Here is a 17062-nt window from a genome sequence, read left to right as displayed (position 1 = left end):
GCTCCTTAAAGAGAGTGAGTGGGGGAAAGACAGTAGGGCAGGGAGGTCTTAGACCTCGACGATGCCCATGATGTCGGATTCCTTCATGATCAGCAGATCTTCGCCGTCGAGCTTGACTTCGGTGCCGCTCCACTTGCCGAACAGCACGCGATCGCCAGCCTTGACGTCGAGTGCGTTGATCTTGCCGGCATCGTCGCGGGCGCCAGGGCCGACCGAAACGATCACGCCTTCAGACGGCTTTTCCTTGGCGGTGTCGGGGATGATGATCCCGCCCTTGGTCTTTTCTTCGCTGTCGAGGCGACGGACGACCACGCGGTCGTGCAGAGGACGAAAGCCCATGTTTTGCTCCTATGGCAGCATTCGAGAATGCAATTTTGGCACCATTAGCACTCGGCAATATAGAGTGCTAACAGGGTGACGGGGATATAAGGATCGGGGCCCCGCAGAGTCAAGGAAGGTGAACCTGATTTTATCTGGTGCGTTGATCTTGCTGACCAATGAATCAGGAAGATGGCAGGCCAACATGACGCGTCAATGTCTGGACAAGGATATCAAGATCACTCCCGCCAAGGGCCGGGTCCACGTGCTGTTCGATGATGCCGAGATCGGTTCGTCGCTCAATGCCCTTGAGCTCGACGAGCCGGGCGCCCCGCTGCGGATTTATATTCCCCGGGCCGATATACGCGAGGATGTGCTCGAACTTTCCGAAACCCGCACCACCTGCCCCTACAAGGGTGAGGCGCACTATTACAACATCAAGACCCTGACGGCGGATGGCCCGGACCAGGTCTGGTATTACCCCGATCCCTGTCCTCTGGTCGAGGACATCCGCGATTATCTCGCTTTCTGGGGCGACCGTATCGAATATCGGACCTCCGAAGTTTAGGCGTGCGAAAGCGCCGCCTGCAATGCGGTTTTCACGGATGACGGGCGGCCATTGGCCCAGAAACTACTAGTGAAGTGCGAGCCAATGGCCGCCCGTCACGGTCTGGAGTTTTCTCACCGGGTCCGGAACTCACCGGGGACTATTGTCGCAAGCCCAGGTGCCGACTTTCAGCCCGGCCAAATGGGCGCCCCCATCTCCAGCCTCCCCGCCCGGTGCTGCGTCGGCACCGCGTGTCTGACGGGAATGGGGAGAGTATGCGGGAGAAATTGAGGGGCGGGGAAAAGTATCTTGCCGGGTCGGGTAAGTGGCTAATGGGCTGGAATAAAACCACCACTGGCATGCGGGGAATGCGCCAGGAGTTGGAATGTCTGAAGGCTTCCTCTCCCGTTCACGGGAGAGGGGAACCGCGCGAAGCGTGGTGGAGAGGGGAGCAGCGGGCTAAGATATCCAAAAGAACTGGCCATTGAAGTTTTGGCGCAAGCGGCTCCCCCTCCACCACGCCATGCGTGGTCCCCTCCCCCGCCGGCGGGGGAGGATGGCTCCGGCGTTAGCGGAAGCTCCGGACCATTCAGTTCTTCAAAAACGCGATCAGCGCCGCGTTAAATTCCTCGGCGTGGCTGACGTTAAAGCCATGTGGGGCGTCCGGGACGACCACCAGCTGGCTGCCGGCGATGGCCTGGTGCGTGCGCTTGCCAGAGCCTTCGAAGGGGACCACGCCATCGGAATCGCCGTGAATGACTAGCGTCGGCACGGTGACTTTCGTCAGGTCATCGCGGAAATCGGTCGTGCCGAAGGACTTCATGCAGCCCAGCGCCGCGGTCTGGTCGGACTGCTGGCAGAGCGCGATGGCTTTCTGCCGGTCCTCTTCGGACACTTTCAGCACATCCTTGGCAGAGAAGAAGCCCTTGGTGAACTGGTCGAAGAAAGCGGCGCGGTCGTGCTTGAGGCCTGCTTCCATCTCGCCGGCCTTTTCCTTGGTCAGCGGACCTTCTGGATTATCCGGACCCTGCATCAAATAGGGCGGCACGGCGCCGGCGAAAACGACCGAATGCAACCGCTCCTCGGCGTGGTCGGCGACATATTTGGCGACTTCGCCGCCACCCATGGAGAAGCCGACCAGGGTGACATTCTCGAGATCGAGATCCTTGATCAGATCCGACAGGTCATTGGCCAGCGTGCCATAGTCATAGCCGTCAGCCGGCTTGCCCGACGCGCCAAAACCGCGACGGTCATAGGTGATGACGCGATAGCCGGCCTGCGCCAGGGCAGGGACCTGCTTTTCCCAGGCCTTGCCGGATAGCGGCCAGCCATGGATGAGCACGACTGGACGGCCTGTGCCACCGGTATCTTCCACATGCAGGGCAGTTGAATGAGCCATGACAATTCTCCTTGTTGTCTCTGGCAAGGCAACGGGAGGTTGCGCCAACTGTTCCGGCCGACCGTGCTGATTGAACAATTGTGAACCGTGGGCCCGGTCGAGCGTTTCGCAGAAAGTTTTCCCTTCCACCCCACGCCAAGCTGCGCCATAAGGCACAAATGACCCAAGAAAACTCGCTTCAGATCAAGCTGCGCCTCAAGGGCGGCAGCGGCCCCAACGCCAACTGGCATTGGGAACTCCACGACGCAGCCGGCAATGTCGTCAAGACTGGCTCGGCCGTCGGTCCCGAGCACAAGGCTTTCGCCACCGCGCGCATCGCCAAGGAAAAGCTGGAGCAATCCTCCGGCAAGTAGCCCGCTCGACCTGCGAGACCGTCGTGACCACATCCGCATCAGTACAGGCCGTTAGCCCGGCACCTTATTCGGGCGGCCCGATGCGGGGCATAGCGCTCAAGGTGCTGTCGGTCGCCTTCTTCGTGGTGATGGCCTCGCTGCTCAAGGCGACCGAGACCGTGCCCGCCGGGCAGATGGTCTTTTTCCGTTCCTTCTTTGCGCTGCTCCCCGTCATGCTCTTCCTGCTGTGGAAGGGCCGGATGAGCGACGGCTTTCGCACCCAGCGGCCTTTTGGCCATGTGCTGCGCGGACTGGTTGGCGTCGCCTCGATGGGCTGCGGGTTTTTTGCCCTGACGCGCCTGCCGCTGCCCGAAGCCACGGCCATCGGCTACGCTTCGCCGCTGCTGATCGTCGCGCTTTCGGCCGTGCTGCTCAAGGAAAAGGTCCACGTTTTCCGCTGGACGGCGGTGAGCATCGGACTGGTCGGCGTGCTCATCATCCTGTGGCCGCGCCTCACCGTCTTTACCGGCGGCAGTGCCGGCAACGACGGCGCGACCATCGGGGCGATAGCCGCCATCTGCGGCGCATTTCTCACGGCCATTGCCCTGATGCAGGTGCGTCAGCTGGTGTCGACCGAACGCACCGAAGCCATCGTCACCTATTTCTTCATCAGCGCCAGCGTGCTGGCCCTGCTCGCCGCGCCTTTTGGCTGGATCTGGCCGACGCCGCAACAGGCGGCCATGCTGGTCGGCGCAGGCATTGCCGGCGGCATTGCCCAATTGCTGATGACCTCGAGCTATCGCTATGCCGACATGTCGGTCATCGCGCCCTTCGAATATGTCTCGCTGCTGCTGACCCTGGCCATCGGCTTTCTGGCCTTCGGCGATGTGCCGACGCTGTCCATGATCACCGGTGCCCTGATCATCATCGGCTCGGGCATCGCCATCATCCTGCGCGAGCACTATCTCGGGCTTGATCGCCGGCGCGCCAAGGAAGCCGGCACGCCGCAGTAATGGCTTAGGACCAATCGACCTTCAACTGATGCTGGCCTGCAAACGCCAGTTTTCTGCGCTTCCGCTGCTCACGCACCCAAACGTACGCTGCGCTCCGGTGCTCGAAAACCGCCATTTTCAGCTCAGCCTGAACTGAATGTCGATTGGTCCTAGCTGGCAGCCGCCATGTCGGCCCAGCCCTGTCGCTTGCGATAAATGGTCGACGGGCTGATTTCGAGCGCTGCGGCGGCCAGCGAAACATTGCCGCCAAAGTTGGCGATGGCATCCTCGATGATGCGCTGCTCCTGCTGCCACATGGGCAATACCGCCTGCTTGCGTTCGCCCCGCGGAGTGGGTTCGACGGCTGCGGTCAGCCCGTGTTGCTCGATATCGGCAGTGCGCAGCATATCCATGGTCACTTCCTGGCCGTCATGCATGACGACGAGGCGGCGCATCAGGTTCTGCAGCTGGCGCACATTGCCCTTCCACTCGGCGGCGGTGAGCAGGTTGGCGACATCGGGCGCAAAGCCGGTGAAAGGCTTGTGCTCTTCGCTCGAATAGCGGTCGAGGAAATGCCGGGCCAGCACCATGATGTCGGTCGGCCGCTGGCGCAGCGGCGGCAGGTGGATGGGCAGCACATGCAGGCGATAGAACAGGTCCTCGCGGAACCTCTTCTCCGAGATCAGCTGCATCGGATTGCGATTGGTGGCGCAGATCACCCGCACATCGACCTGCCGCACTCCCGATTCGCCGACGCGCGATATCGTCCCGGTCTGCAGGAAGCGCAGCAGCTTGCTCTGCAGCGACAGATCCATCTCGCCGATTTCGTCGAGGAACAGCGTGCCGCCATCGGCCAGTTCGGCAGCACCCTTGCGGTCGTCATGCGCGCCGGTAAAGGCGCCGCGCGCCACGCCGAACAATTCGCTTTCCATCAGGTCGCGCGGAATGGCCGCGCAATTGATCGCCACCAGCCGCTTGTTGGCACGGGGTCCCGTGGCATGCAGCGCCTCGGCACAGACATCCTTGCCCGTGCCGCTCTCACCGGTGATGAAGACCGGCGCCGAGGACGAGGCGATGCGCCCGATCTGCTCATATACAAATTGCATGGCGCTCGAGGCGCCAATGAAGCCGGCAAAATCGCTCAACCCCTTGCGGCGCGGCTCGATGCTGAGCGCGCGCGCCTTGCCATGCCGCTGCGCCAGCTCGCCGAGGCGCGTGGCCATGGCCGGGCCGCTGATCGGCTTGGTGACATAATCATGCGCCCCGGCGCGCATCGCCCCGACCGCCGCAGTGACCGAGGCACCATCCGACAGCGCCACCACAAGGGCGCCATCGGCCAGGCGCACCAGGCGGGTCATCGCATCGTCGCTGCGTTCGCTGAGATCGCGCAGGCTCGCGAGATCGGCGAGCACGATATCGAACTTGCCGTCACGCAGCCGCTCGGCCGCCTGCCGACCGCCTGTGGCAATGGAAATGCCGAGGCTGCCGTCGAGGCTGAGCCCGAGCGCTTCGGCCAGGAGCGGCGCGCCGTCCGAATCGGCGTCGATCAGCAGCAATCGGCCAAAGGACTCGTCATTGCCTCGATTGTGCATCGCCATGCAGTTCGCCCTTCGCCACATCGTCACGCCGGCTGTGGACACCTGTCCTGCCGGTCTTGAGGTGATTGTTTCGCATCAGGGTAAACAATTGGTTCCGATCGCTTGCAAAATGCGTGCGTCGCGCCGCGGCTTTGTCGCTTGATCGCATCCGCCATACCCGGTTAAGTCTAGGATCATGCACAGGAACTTTGCCGTCGACATGAATGAACCGGGTGCCCGGGGCTTTGCTCAGTCGGGCGTCCGCGTCGCCAACGAGCGGGCCGTCCTGACCCTCGTGGCGGTCAATCCCGGCTCGTCCAATGCCGATCTCGCCCGCCTCTCGGGGCTGGGGCCGCAGACCACGTCGCGCATCCTGGCCGAACTGGAATCGCGGGACCTGGTGATGCGCGGCGAACCCTTGCGCGGCCGGCGCGGCCAGCCGGCCACCCCGCTGTTCATCAATCCCGATGGCGCCTGTGTGATCGGCGTCGAAATCGGCTGGCGCAGCCTGGAGGTCATGCTGCTGTCGATGACCGGCCAGACGCTCGCCAGCATCAGTCGCAGCCATGACCTGCTCGATGCAGATACGATCTTTGCCGATATCGCCGCCGAGATCGCCACCATCCGCGCCGGCCTGACCCAGCGCCAATCGGATAGGCTGATCGGTATCGGCGTCTGTATCTCCCGCAATATCGAGCAGGGTCTTGAGGCGCTCGGCGCCTCGGCCCGGCAGATCGCGCGCTGGAGCAGTCTCGACATCACCGCCCATCTGCAGGGCCTGACCGGGCTCGAAACCAGCAGCATCAGCGACGGCAGTGCGGCCTCCTGGAGCGAATGGCTGGCCCTGCCCAGACCCTGGCCGGCGAGCTTTGCCTGCCTCTATGTCGGGGCCTTCCTCGGCTCGGGCATCCTGATCAACGGCAGCCTTTGGGAAAGCCGCAGCAGCAATGGCGCGAGCCTGGGCGATATCATCGTGCCCGATGCTTCCGGCAAGCCGACCTCGGTGCAGGATATTGCCTCGCTGCTCGTATTGCAGCGGCGCTGCGAGGCGGCGGGACTGAAGCTGCCCGACAGCCGCTCGACCCGCTGGGACTGGTCGGCCCTGGGCGCGGTGGGCGAAGCCTGGCTTGAAGACGCAGCCCGGGCCCTGGCGGTCGCGGTGCTCAACACCAGCGCCGTCATCGAGGTCGAACTCATCGTCATCGACGGCATCCTGCCGCGCGACGTGATGGCCCGGCTGGTCGAGCGCGTCGAGCACCATCTCGGCCTGATGCCCTATTCCCGTCCGGTGCCGGCCCTGGCCCTGGGCAAGCTGGGCGCCTCGGCGGCGGCCAATGGCGTGGCGCAGATGCTGCTGTTCCGGCGCTTCTTCGCCCGCGCCTGGGACCTCTTCGTCACCTGACGGCCAAATTGGCTTGGGACAGCCCCGGTTGCGCGCTTTTGCCCGTGCCTGTGCAATGCTAAGAGGGAATGCCGAATCCCGGCGCTTGGGGAAGGGTTTGAGGATCGCCCGTGCAGGCATTGGTCTATACGTTCATTGCCTTTGCTGCAGCCGCCTTCGGGGCCGTTGCCTATTTTGGGCTGACCTTCACCCCCGCTGAAGCCATTCTGGCCGCCGTGGTTTTTGGCTGCGTCTGCGTCGTGATGATGGAACGCCGCCTGCGCGTGCGGGCCGAGAGCCGGCTCGAAAAAGCCATCGAAGACCTCTCCCGCCTGCTGGCCACCGATGCCCAGGCTGGCGCCGTGCTTGGCCAGCGCATCAATGCCATGGCCGATGTCAACGCCGGCGCCCGCCTTGAAGGCGTCGAAGCCGATATTTCCGTGCTCGGCACAGTGATCCGCCAGGTCGCCGAAGCCGTTTCGGACATGGAAGAGCGCAGCAAGGCGGCCCAACAGCCGGTTGGCCGCGAGCGCATGATCCCAGTCGCGCCGCCGCCGTTGCGCGAGGCCGAGCCGACCATTCCGATCGAATACTTGCGCCAGGCGCTGAGCGAAGACCGGCTCGTCTATCACATCCAGCCGGTCGTCACGCTGCCTCAGCGCCGGCCGCAGGGTTATGACCTGGTGCCGCGCCTGCGCATGGACGATGGCGTGCTGGCCGATCGCAGCGATTTCGCGCCGCTCAAGGGCGGCGACGATCTGCTGCGCCATATCGAGGAAGTGGGCCTCGTCGAGGCCATCACCATTGCCCGCCGCGCCCGCAGCAGCGGCCAGCAGCTGACGCTCTACGTCCCGCTGTCGCGCGCGACGCTGCGCGATTCGTCGGCCTCCGAGCAGCTGCTGGTCACGCTCGAAGCCAATCGCGCCATCAATGCCGGCATGATCTTCACCATCAGCGAGACCGACTGGCAGGGCCTGACCACGGGCGAGCGCGCCATTGCCGATGCCATCGCCAAGAAGGGCGCCGGCTTCTCGCTGACCAATGTGCGTTCGCTGCGCATCGACATTGCCGAGATCGCCGCCCAGGGCGTGCGTTCCCTGCGCATCGATGCGGCGCGCTTCCTGCAGGAGCCGACCAGCTTCACCGATTTCCATGCTTCCGACATCGCCAATTACATCGCCCGCTTCGACATCAAGCTGCTCGGCACCGGCATCGTCAACGAGCGCCAGATCATCGAATTGCTCGAGGATGGCATCGTCCTCGTCCAGGGCCCCTATATCGCCGAGGCCGGCCCCGCACGGCCCGATCTGGTGGTCGATGGCGTCCGCCCGATGCCGCAATTGCGCCGGGTCGAATAGCAGACCTGCAGCCATGGCGAACGGCTTGATGGGTGTTTCTGCTTGATCCCGAGGGGCAAGCTGCCACATAGAACGGCATCCTGAACGCATCGGACCATCGCGATGACCAGCACACTACCCAATATTTCCGGCCTTTCTGATCTGGCGTCGCGCTACGATGCGGTGCTGAGCGATGTCTGGGGGGTAGTCCACAACGGCGTTCATGCCTTTCCGACCGCCGTCGACGCCTTGACCAAATTCCGCGAAGCCGGTGGCAAGGTGGTCTTCATCACCAATGCGCCGCGCCCCTCCGGGCCCATCGTCGAAATGCTCGACCGGCTTGGCGTGCACCGTCAGTCCTATGACGCGATCGTTTCCTCCGGCGATGCGACACGCGCGATGATTGCCAAATACCGCGGTAAGGCCATCCACCATATTGGCCCGCCCACCGAGGACGATGCGCTCTACGAGGGCCTCGACGTGCGTCGCACCGGTCCGGAAGAGGCCGAAGTGGTCGTCGTCACCGATCTCGACACCGATGAAGATACGCCCGAGATGTATCGCGAGCGTGCCAAGTTCTGGCTCAGCCGCAAGCTGCCCATGATCTGCGCCAATCCCGATCGGGTGGTGGAACATGGCGACAAGATCATCTATTGCGGCGGCGCGCTGGGCGATCTCTATGCTGCGATGGGCGGCATGGTGCTGATGGCGGGAAAACCCTATCAGCCGATCTACGAGGAAGCCTTCCGCCTCGCCGAAGAGGCGCATGGCGGACCGCTCGACAAGGCGTGCGTGCTGGCCATCGGCGACTCTGTGCGCACCGATGCGACGGGCGCGGCCCAGTTCGGCATTGATCTGCTGTTTGTCACGGGCTCGATCCACGCCGCCGAACTCGATGCCTTCGGCAAGCCCGATCCTCAGGCCATCGCCGACCTGGTGGCACCGAGCCGCGCCCATATGGCTGGCTTCCTGCCGCGCCTTTCCTGGTGATTCGATGAGCTTCCTGCGTCTCGACAGTCTCGATGCCGTGCCGGACCGGCTGCGCGGCGCCTATGTCGCCATCGGCAATTTCGACGGCTTCCATCGCGGTCACCAGAAGGTGCTGGAACGGCTCAAGGCCCGGGCGCTTGAAGCCAATGTGCCGGCGGTGCTGCTGACCTTCGAGCCGCATCCGCGCGACGTCTTCGCCCCGGCCCCCTTCATGTTCCGTCTCACCGATGGCGACGCCAAAGCCAGGCTGGCCGAGGCCATGGAACTCGATGCCATCGCCGTGCTCAATTTCGATCGCGCCTTCTCCCAGATCGAAGCCGAGGATTTCGTCGATCGCTTTCTGGTCGATGCGCTGGGCGTCACCGGTGCCATCGTCGGCGCCGACTTCCACTTTGGCCGCCAGCGCCGGGGCACGCCCAATTTCCTCAGGGCGGCCGGCGAGGAAATGGGCTTTGCCGTCGAAGTGCTCGACCTGATGGACGAGGGCGACGAGGTGATCTCCTCCTCGCGCATCCGCGCCGCCCTGTCCGAAGGCGCCGTCACCGCCGCCAACCGCCTGCTCGGCTATCACTGGTTCTTCGACGAATGCGTCGTACATGGTGACCAGCGGGGCAGGGAACTCGGCTATCCGACGGCAAATACGACCACCCATGCCAATTTCCAGCTGGCCCAGGGCGTCTATGCCGTCCGCGCGCGGCTCGGCTCCCGCCTGCTCGATGGCGTCGCCGCCTTCGGCAAGCCCATGTTCAACAACCAGCGCCCACCCTTCGAGACCCATCTCTTCGATTTCGACGAGGATATCTACGGCCAGACCATTTCCGTGGCGCTGATTGCCCATATTCGTGGTCAGGAAGTGTTTTCGGGTCTCGATGAGCTGATCGCGGCCATGGACCGGGATTCGCGCAAGGCGCGTGCGGCGCTGGCCGAGGCAAAACCGCTGAGCGAACTGGATGCGAAGCTGGGGTTTTTGGCTTAGCAAGAATACCCCACCTATCCTCCCCCTGAACAGTGGGAGGGACCGATCGAGCTTGTGGCGCTATCCATCCAGAATCACCGGCGCAGTCCCTCCCCCTATTAGGGGGAGGTTAGGAGGGGGTACCCTCTTGAGATCAAATCAACCTTTGCCCCATCCGCCCTGCCTTGCTACAAGGCGGCCCAAATTCCCCTTTCCGATTGCCGTTTCCATGACCGATACCGCCACGGGCGCCGCCGAAACCGATTACTCGGCCACGCTGTTTTTGCCGGAAACCGAATTCCCCATGCGCGCGGGCCTGCCCGATCGCGAGCCGGGCTGGCTCAAGCGCTGGGAAGACATGGACCTCTATGCCCTGCAGCGCGAGCAGGCCAAGGATCGTCCTCATTTCACGCTGCATGACGGCCCGCCCTATGCCAATGGCAATATCCATATCGGTCACGCGCTCAACAAGACGCTGAAGGACCTCGTGTCTCGCTCCATGCAGATGCTCGGTTTCAACTCGGCCTATGTGCCGGGCTGGGACTGCCACGGCCTGCCTATCGAGTGGAAGATCGAGGAACAGTATCGCGCCAGGGGCAAGGACAAGAACGAGGTTCCGGTCGTCGAATTCCGCCAGGAATGCCGCAGCTTTGCCGAAAGCTGGGTCGATATCCAGCGCGAGGAATTCAAGCGCCTCGGCGTGCTCGGTGAATGGGACAATCCCTATCTCACCATGAGCTTTGACGCCGAAGCCCAGATCGCCCGTGAGTTGATGAAGGTTGCGACATCCGGTCAGCTCTATCGCGGGTCCAAGCCCGTCATGTGGTCGGTGGTCGAGCGCACGGCGCTGGCCGAGGCCGAGATCGAATATGCCGACTATGAGAGCGACACCATCTGGGTGAAATTCCCGGTTGCTGCTGGTGCCCATGGCGACGCCTCCGTCGTCATCTGGACCACCACGCCCTGGACCATCCCCGCCAACCGTGCGGTCAGCTTCTCCTCCCGGGTCGCCTATGGCCTTTACGAGGTCGAGAGCGCGCAGAACGACTTCGGCCCGCAGGCCGGAGAAAAGCTGATCTTTGGCGACAAGCTGGCCGCCGAAAGCGCTACCAAGGCCAAGCTCACGCTCAAGCGCCTTGCCGACGTCAGCGCTGCCGATCTGGCCGGCATGACCCTGTCGCATCCACTCAAGGGCTTTGGCGGCGGCTATGAATTTGCCGTGCCGCTGCTCGATGGCGAACACGTCACCGATGACGCCGGTACCGGCTTTGTGCATACCGCGCCCGGCCACGGCCTCGACGACTTTGAAATCTGGATGAACTCCTCGCGCCTCTTGGGCGAGAAGGGTATCGACTCCGCCATCCCCTATGTCGTGGGCGACGACGGCTTCTATACCAAGGACGCGCCCGGCTTCGACGGCGCTCGCGTCATCGACGACAATGGCAAGAAGGGCGATGCCAACCAGCGCGTCATCACGGCGCTGATCGAGGCCAACAAGCTGTTTGCCCGTGGCCGCGTCAAGCACCAGTATCCCCATTCCTGGCGCTCCAAGAAGCCGGTGATCTATCGCAACACGCCGCAGTGGTTCGTCTATATGGACAAGGTGTTGAGCCCCGATAAGGTCGACATCACGGGCCCAAGCATCACAGATGGATCAAAGCTACTCAGCTCTGACACTCTTCGTGCCAGAGCGATGAAGGCGATCAATGACACCAAATTCTATCCCGCCGCCGGGCAGAACCGCCTGCGCGCCATGATCGCCGATCGCCCGGACTGGGTGCTGAGCCGCCAGCGCGCCTGGGGCGTGCCGATCACGGTCTTCGTGCACAAGCAAACGTCCGAGATCCTCAAGGACGAGGCGGTTAATCACCGCATCGCCCAGAGCTTCGAGGAAGAAGGCGCCGACGCCTGGTACAAGGACGGGGCAGCCGCGCGCTACCTCGGTGCCGACTACAAGGCCGATGACTACGAGATGGTCCGCGACGTGCTTGACGTCTGGTTCGATAGCGGCTCGACCCACGCTTTCGTGCTGCGCAACAAACAGAAGTGGCCGCATCTGAAGTTCCCGGCCTCGATGTATCTCGAAGGCAGCGACCAGCACCGCGGCTGGTTCCACTCCTCGCTGCTCGAAAGCTGCGCCACCAATGGCCATGCGCCCTATGAGGGCGTGCTGACCCATGGTTTCACCATGGATGGCGAAGGCAAGAAGATGAGCAAGTCGCTGGGCAACACCGTCGCCCCGCAGGACATCATCAAGCAATACGGCGCCGATATCCTGCGCCTCTGGGTGGCATCGTCCGACTATTCGGAAGACCTGCGGCTGGGCAAGGAAATCATCCAGACCACCGTGGACAGCTATCGCAAGCTGCGCAACACGCTGCGCTGGCTGCTCGGCAACCTGGCCCATTACGACGCCAAGGACGAGGTCGCGCCTGCCGACATGCCCGAGCTCGAACAGCTCATGCTGCATCGGCTGGCACAGCTCGATGGCCAGGTCCGCACGGCCTACAAGGAATATGACTATCGGCGGGTCGTGAGCCTCCTCGGCAATTTCATGAATATCGAGCTGAGCGCCTTCTACTTCGATATCCGCAAGGACGCGCTCTATTGCGACCCGATCTCGAGCATCAAGCGCCGGGCGGCGCTGACCGTCCTCAACCAGCTCTATAGCTGCCTGACGGCCTGGCTGGCCCCGATCCTGGTCTTCACCATGGAAGAGGTCTGGCTCGAGCGCTATCCGGAAGCCGGCTCCTCGGTCCACCTGCGTCTCTTCCCCGAGGTGCCGTCGGAATGGCTCAATGACGCGCTGGCCGCCAAGTGGGACAAGGTGCGCGCCGTGCGCCGCGTCATCACCGGCGAGCTCGAAATCCGTCGCCGCGAAAAGGTCATCGGCTCCTCGCTGGAAGCGGCTCCGCAGGTCTTCATCACCGATCCGGCACTGGCCGCAGCCGTTGCCGATGTGGACCTCGCCGAAATCGCCATCACTTCGGCGCTGACCCTGGCCAATGGCCATGCCGCCCCGGTCGGCGGTTTCAGCCTGCCCGAAGTGCCCGGCGTGTCGGTCGTCTTTGCCAAGGCTGAAGGCCAGCGCTGCGCCCGCTCGTGGAAAGTGCTGCCCGAAGTGGGTTCCGATCCCGACTATCCCGACGTCTCCCCGCGCGACGCCCAGGCCCTGCGCGAGCGCGCTGCGGCGGGTCTGCCCGCATGACGGCGGGCACTGACAAGGCTGCCGCCGTGCGCGCATGGCTGCAGCCCTCGGTCTATGTCTCGCTGACCATGGCGATCCTGGCCTTTGGCCTTGATCGCGCGCACAAGGCCTTCCAGGTCGCCGGTGAATGCATCGCCGTCGGCGCTGCGCCCTGCGTGGAAATCTTTTCGAGCTTCGTGCCCTTTTCCATGACCGGTTGGCGCGGTGGCGAAGTCGTTCGCGTCACCGACTTTTTCGACTATGTGCTGGTCTGGAATACCGGCATTTCCTATGGCCTCTTCGACAGCCTGCCGGTCTGGGCGCTGGGCGTGGTCATGCTGGTGGCCATAGTCGCGCTCTCGGCCTGGTGGGTGCGGGCGGATTCTCCCGTGGTGCGGCTGGGCCTCGCCTTCTGTATCGGTGGCGCGCTGTCCAATGCCATCGACCGGCTGATCTATGGCGCCGTAGCCGATTTCTTCCACCTGCACTGGGGCAGCTGGTCCTTCTATATTTTCAACGTCGCCGACGTGGCCATCACCCTCGGTGTCATACTTTTGATCGTCGACCTGCTGGGCCTCGGCAAGGCGCGCAAGCCCGCCAGCACTAGCTGAGCGGCACATTTCACTGGCAAAATCGCGCGCTCAACATGGTCTTGCCTGAATCTGGTCTTACGGGCCAAAGTGCGTTATAAGCCGCCGAAATCGTGAAGGACCTTTCATGCGTATTGGATTGACCGCGCAGCAGGCAAATCTGAATGCCCTTGGCCGCGCCGCTTCGGTGGCACTGGTCGGCTTCATGGCCCTTGCCCTGGCCGCCTGTACCACTGTCGAAGGCGGCAATGCGCTGACCGACATTGGCACCTTCGAGCGCGAAGTCATGACCTCGACGGCCCGTGGCGTGGGCCTCGTGCCCGGCGAAGCGCCCAAGGAAGACCTCACCCAGGCCCGCGCGCCGCTGGTTCTGCCCAGTTCCGGTCAGGCCCTGCCAGCCCCGACCACCCAGGCCGCTGCCGCCCAATTGCCGGTCAACAGCGACACCGTCCGCATCGACACGGCAAATCTGAGCGAAGCCGACCTGCAGCGCCTGCGCAATGCCAAGGTCGTGGACCTCAACTCGGTCGCCGGCCGTCCGCTGACCGAGGAAGAAGCCCGCACGCTGACCGCCCGCATGCAGAAGAACAATCTCGACGTGTCGGTCGCCAATTCCGATCGTCCGCTTTACCTGCCTCCGGCCGAATATTTCACCCGCGTCGGCGATGCCGAACTGGTCTGTTCCATTGGCAATGGCGAAGTGGTCTCGCTCAGCGACGCCCGCTGCCCCGAAGAGGTCCGCAAGGCCATCCAGGATGCGCGCCGCCGCTCCACGCCGGCCCTGTCCTCGGGCACGGCCATCAGCAACACCCAGGGCGTCGGCCTGACCAAGAGCGAAACCGGTCAGAACTAGAACGACCCGTCAAACAAGCCTGTTGCAAGCGGCCGGATAATCCGGCCGCTTCGCCTTTTCCGCGCCGCCCGTTTTGGGTCCCGCATGACATGAAAGACCTCGCCATGAGCGACAAATCCGAAAAGCCTGCCCAGCCCGAAACCGGCGATCGTCTCGCCAAGGTCATCGCCCGCTCCGGCCTCTGCTCCCGCCGCGACGCCGAGGTCTGGATCACCGAGGGCCGCGTCGTGGTCAACGGCAAGAAGGTTCTCACCCCTGCCTTCAACGTCACCAGCCGCGACAAGGTACTGGTCGATGGCGCCCCGCTCGCGGCCCGCCAGGGCACCCGCGTCTGGCTCTATCACAAGCCCGCCGGCCTCGTGGTCACAGAGAAGGATCCCGAAGGTCGCGAGACCATCTTCGAGCACCTCGAAACCCATGGCCTGCCGCGCGTCGTCACCGTCGGCCGCCTCGATATCAACACCGAAGGGCTGCTGCTGCTGACCAATGACGGCGGCCTCAAGCGCGTTCTCGAACTGCCCGCCACCGGCTGGCTGCGCCGCTATCGCGTGCGCGCCCATGGCACGGTGACCCAGGCGGCGCTGGACAAGCTCAAGGACGGCATCGAGATCGATGGCATCAAATACGGTTCCATTGAAGCCACCCTCGAGCGCGAGCAGGGCGCCAATGTCTGGCTGGTGCTGGCGCTGCGCGAAGGCAAGAACCGCGAAGTCAAGAATGTCCTTGGCGCGCTCGGCCTCGAGGTGAACCGCCTGATCCGCGTTTCCTATGGCCCGTTCCAGCTCGGCGACATTCCCGTTGGTGGCGTCGAGACCATCAAGGCCAAGATGCTGCGCGACCAGCTCGGCAAGAAGCTCGCCGAAGCCGCCGATGTCGATTTCGACAGCGACATGCCGGCCGAAGCCAATGCCCTTGTCGGCAAGCCGACCCGCGATCGCCTGACCGGCCGTGGCACCAACACCGTCGAGATCGCCCGCCAGCGCTTCCGCTTCACCGATGGCGCTGAAAAGACCGAGGAAGAATGGCGCGCCGAACGGCCGCGCCAGGATCGTCCCGGCCGCTTTGACAGCCGCAAGCCCATGGCAAAGCAGCAGGAAAGCCGCGACGACGAATATGCACCGCCGCCGCGCCACATTCATTTCGATGAGGACGGTCGCGCGCCCGAAGAATTCGTCGCCAAGCGCAATACCCGCGTGGTGCAGCGCCCCGATCGCGACGACCAGTCGGCGAAAACCTTCGGCAAGGCCGCGCCGCGTCCGGCTGGCAAGAGCTTTGGTGACAAGAAGTCCTTTGGCGACAAGAAGCCCTTTGGTGACAAGAAAACCTTCGGCGACAAGCCGCGCGGCCCGCGTCGCGATGATGATCGTCGTCCCGCCGGTGCGCGTCCCGAGCGTGATTTCGGTGACCGTCCACGTGGTGGCCGTGCCGAGGGCGCCCGTCCGCCCCAGGGGCGTGAATTCACCGGCACGCCGCGCGGCCCGCGCCGTGGCGACGTAGCTGCCGCTGGCGAGCGTCCGGCCTTCACGCCGCGCGTCCGTCCCGACAGCGAAAAGGGCGAAGGCGCCGCCTTCAAGGGCGAGGCCAAGCGCCCCGGCCGTAACTTCTCCGACAAGCCGGCCCGCTTCCGTCCCGAGGGTGGGCGTTCATTTGCCGAGCGCGCTGAGCGTCCCTCGCGTGGCGAGCGTCCGACCCGCCCCGGTCGGGATGAGTTCGGCTCCGAGGCTAAGACCTATGGCAAGCCGCGCACCCGCGCCGATGGCAAGCCCGTGCCCAAGCGCGATGGCGCTGCCCCCGCCCGTGGCCCCCGCCCCGGCGGCTTTGGTGGCAAGCCCGGCGGCGGTCGTCCCGGTGGCGGCGGTCGTCCGTCTTCGGGTGGCCGTCCAGGCGGTGGTGCTGGGCGGCCCGGTGCCGGCGGAGCCGGTCGCCCGTCTGGTCCGCGCAAGCCGCGGGGCTAAGCCATGCGCATTGTTGCCGGAAAATTCCGCGGCAAGCAGCTCAACTCGCCGTCGGACGACAGCATTCGTCCGACGTCCGACCGGGCCCGCGAGAGTATGTTCAACATCCTCGCCAGCCGCCTCGGTCCGGTGTTCCATGATGTGCGCGTGCTCGACCTCTTCGCCGGCACCGGCGCGCTGGGCCTCGAAGCCCTGTCACGCGGCGCCAACAATGTCACCTTCGTCGACACCGGCGCCGAAGCGCGCGGCCTGATCCGCGACCATATCGAGGCTTTCGGGGCAGGGGGCGTCACCAAGCTCCTGCGTCGCGACGCCACCGATCTCGGCAAGCCCGGCACCTTCGGCCAGTTCAATCTGGTGTTTCTCGACCCGCCCTATGGCAAGGGTCTGGGCGAACAGGCGCTGGTGGGCATTGCCGCCGGCGGCTGGCTGGCCAAGGGCGCGACTGTTGTGTTCGAGGAAAGCGTGGAAGCCGAGGTGGTGATCCCCGCGGGTTTCACGATGGATGACCGCCGCGAGTATGGTGCTGCGGCGGTGTATTTTCTGACGTTTGGGGAAGACGCTTAGTCGCTTCACAAACTCGGTTTCACCCCGGCCTTGAGCCGGGGCCTATCTAGAGATTTGACCACGGCCGCAAGGTGGTCGAGCG

General features: G+C 64.1%; 15 protein-coding genes. 12 read left to right on the top strand and 3 right to left on the bottom strand.

Annotated features, from left to right (window positions below; all coding sequences use genetic code 11):
• Positions 1–48: 48 nt before the first annotated feature.
• Positions 49–339 (bottom strand): co-chaperone GroES, encoded by a 291-nt coding sequence (locus P0Y65_13155; GenBank protein ID WEK03148.1) that lies wholly within the window; start codon positions 337–339, stop codon positions 49–51.
• A gap of 184 nt (positions 340–523) precedes the next feature.
• Here P0Y65_13155 and P0Y65_13150 point away from each other — a divergent pair, with 184 nt between their 5' ends.
• A complete protein-coding gene (locus P0Y65_13150) occupies positions 524–886 on the top strand; it encodes a DUF427 domain-containing protein (GenBank protein WEK03147.1) in 363 nt (120 codons plus the stop codon).
• 568 nt (positions 887–1454) lie between these two features.
• Here P0Y65_13150 and P0Y65_13145 read toward each other — a convergent pair.
• The gene (locus tag P0Y65_13145; GenBank protein WEK03146.1) at positions 1455–2264 is read right to left on the bottom strand and encodes an alpha/beta hydrolase; all 810 of its coding nucleotides are present in this window, start codon (positions 2262–2264) and stop codon (positions 1455–1457) included.
• A 158-nt stretch (positions 2265–2422) separates the two neighbouring features.
• Here P0Y65_13145 and P0Y65_13140 point away from each other — a divergent pair, with 158 nt between their 5' ends.
• Entirely contained in the window at positions 2423–2617 is a 195-nt protein-coding gene (locus tag P0Y65_13140; GenBank protein ID WEK03145.1) for a hypothetical protein, read from the top strand.
• A gap of 80 nt (positions 2618–2697) precedes the next feature.
• A complete protein-coding gene (locus P0Y65_13135) occupies positions 2698–3609 on the top strand; it encodes a DMT family transporter (protein ID WEK06797.1) in 912 nt (303 codons plus the stop codon).
• A gap of 149 nt (positions 3610–3758) precedes the next feature.
• Here P0Y65_13135 and P0Y65_13130 read toward each other — a convergent pair whose 3' ends face one another.
• Positions 3759–5186: a sigma-54 dependent transcriptional regulator gene (locus P0Y65_13130; protein ID WEK03144.1), complete on the bottom strand. Its 1428-nt coding sequence runs from the start codon at positions 5184–5186 to the stop codon at positions 3759–3761.
• Between the two features lie 199 nt (positions 5187–5385).
• Here P0Y65_13130 and P0Y65_13125 point away from each other — a divergent pair, with 199 nt between their 5' ends.
• The 9 genes from P0Y65_13125 to rsmD all read left to right on the top strand — a co-directional run bounded on the left by P0Y65_13125 (position 5386) and on the right by rsmD (position 16980).
• On the top strand, positions 5386–6567 hold the full coding sequence (locus P0Y65_13125) for an ROK family transcriptional regulator (GenBank protein ID WEK03143.1): 1182 nt from the start codon (positions 5386–5388) through the stop codon (positions 6565–6567).
• 110 nt (positions 6568–6677) lie between these two features.
• Positions 6678–7904 (top strand): EAL domain-containing protein, encoded by a 1227-nt coding sequence (locus P0Y65_13120; GenBank protein ID WEK03142.1) that lies wholly within the window; start codon positions 6678–6680, stop codon positions 7902–7904.
• Positions 7905–8006: 102 nt separating this feature from the next.
• Positions 8007–8873, top strand: a complete 867-nt coding sequence (locus P0Y65_13115) for a TIGR01459 family HAD-type hydrolase (protein WEK03141.1) — start codon at positions 8007–8009, stop codon at positions 8871–8873.
• A 4-nt stretch (positions 8874–8877) separates the two neighbouring features.
• Positions 8878–9849 carry a bifunctional riboflavin kinase/FAD synthetase gene (locus P0Y65_13110; protein WEK03140.1) on the top strand — a complete coding sequence of 324 codons (972 nt, stop codon included), beginning with the start codon at positions 8878–8880 and terminating at the stop codon, positions 9847–9849.
• A gap of 208 nt (positions 9850–10057) precedes the next feature.
• Complete coding sequence (ileS, locus tag P0Y65_13105) at positions 10058–13036, top strand: isoleucine--tRNA ligase (protein ID WEK03139.1); 2979 nt, start codon at positions 10058–10060, stop codon at positions 13034–13036.
• Positions 13033–13626: a signal peptidase II gene (lspA, locus tag P0Y65_13100; protein WEK03138.1), complete on the top strand. Its 594-nt coding sequence runs from the start codon at positions 13033–13035 to the stop codon at positions 13624–13626. Before ileS ends, lspA begins: the two co-directional genes overlap by 4 nt.
• Positions 13627–13732: 106 nt before the next feature.
• The gene (locus tag P0Y65_13095; GenBank protein WEK03137.1) at positions 13733–14458 is read left to right on the top strand and encodes a hypothetical protein; all 726 of its coding nucleotides are present in this window, start codon (positions 13733–13735) and stop codon (positions 14456–14458) included.
• 104 nt (positions 14459–14562) lie between these two features.
• On the top strand, positions 14563–16413 hold the full coding sequence (locus P0Y65_13090; GenBank protein WEK03136.1) for a pseudouridine synthase: 1851 nt from the start codon (positions 14563–14565) through the stop codon (positions 16411–16413).
• 3 nt (positions 16414–16416) lie between these two features.
• The gene (gene rsmD, locus P0Y65_13085; GenBank protein ID WEK03135.1) at positions 16417–16980 is read left to right on the top strand and encodes a 16S rRNA (guanine(966)-N(2))-methyltransferase RsmD; all 564 of its coding nucleotides are present in this window, start codon (positions 16417–16419) and stop codon (positions 16978–16980) included.
• The last annotated feature ends 82 nt before the right edge of the window (positions 16981–17062 follow it).

Source organism: Candidatus Devosia phytovorans (genome assembly GCA_029202405.1).
Lineage (GTDB): Bacteria > Pseudomonadota > Alphaproteobacteria > Rhizobiales > Devosiaceae > Devosia > Devosia phytovorans.
The sequence above is the reverse complement of the archived record's forward strand: the minus strand, read 5'-3'. Positions and strand labels throughout refer to the sequence as shown.

Bases quoted from the DNA above. Each gene is read 5' to 3' on its own strand.
- P0Y65_13145 (WEK03146.1), bottom strand. From the start codon at position 2,264: ATGGCTCATTCAACTGCCCTGCATGTGGAAGATACCGGTGGCACAGGC.
- lspA (WEK03138.1), top strand. From the start codon at position 13,033: ATGACGGCGGGCACTGACAAGGCTGCCGCCGTGCGCGCATGGCTGCAG.
- ileS (WEK03139.1), top strand. From the start codon at position 10,058: ATGACCGATACCGCCACGGGCGCCGCCGAAACCGATTACTCGGCCACG.
- P0Y65_13090 (WEK03136.1), top strand. From the start codon at position 14,563: ATGAGCGACAAATCCGAAAAGCCTGCCCAGCCCGAAACCGGCGATCGT.
- P0Y65_13135 (WEK06797.1), top strand. From the start codon at position 2,698: ATGCGGGGCATAGCGCTCAAGGTGCTGTCGGTCGCCTTCTTCGTGGTG.
- P0Y65_13140 (WEK03145.1), top strand. From the start codon at position 2,423: ATGACCCAAGAAAACTCGCTTCAGATCAAGCTGCGCCTCAAGGGCGGC.
- P0Y65_13115 (WEK03141.1), top strand. From the start codon at position 8,007: ATGACCAGCACACTACCCAATATTTCCGGCCTTTCTGATCTGGCGTCG.
- P0Y65_13095 (WEK03137.1), top strand. From the start codon at position 13,733: ATGCGTATTGGATTGACCGCGCAGCAGGCAAATCTGAATGCCCTTGGC.
- rsmD (WEK03135.1), top strand. From the start codon at position 16,417: ATGCGCATTGTTGCCGGAAAATTCCGCGGCAAGCAGCTCAACTCGCCG.
- P0Y65_13110 (WEK03140.1), top strand. From the start codon at position 8,878: ATGAGCTTCCTGCGTCTCGACAGTCTCGATGCCGTGCCGGACCGGCTG.
- P0Y65_13125 (WEK03143.1), top strand. From the start codon at position 5,386: ATGAATGAACCGGGTGCCCGGGGCTTTGCTCAGTCGGGCGTCCGCGTC.
- P0Y65_13150 (WEK03147.1), top strand. From the start codon at position 524: ATGACGCGTCAATGTCTGGACAAGGATATCAAGATCACTCCCGCCAAG.
- P0Y65_13130 (WEK03144.1), bottom strand. From the start codon at position 5,186: ATGGCGATGCACAATCGAGGCAATGACGAGTCCTTTGGCCGATTGCTG.
- P0Y65_13155 (WEK03148.1), bottom strand. From the start codon at position 339: ATGGGCTTTCGTCCTCTGCACGACCGCGTGGTCGTCCGTCGCCTCGAC.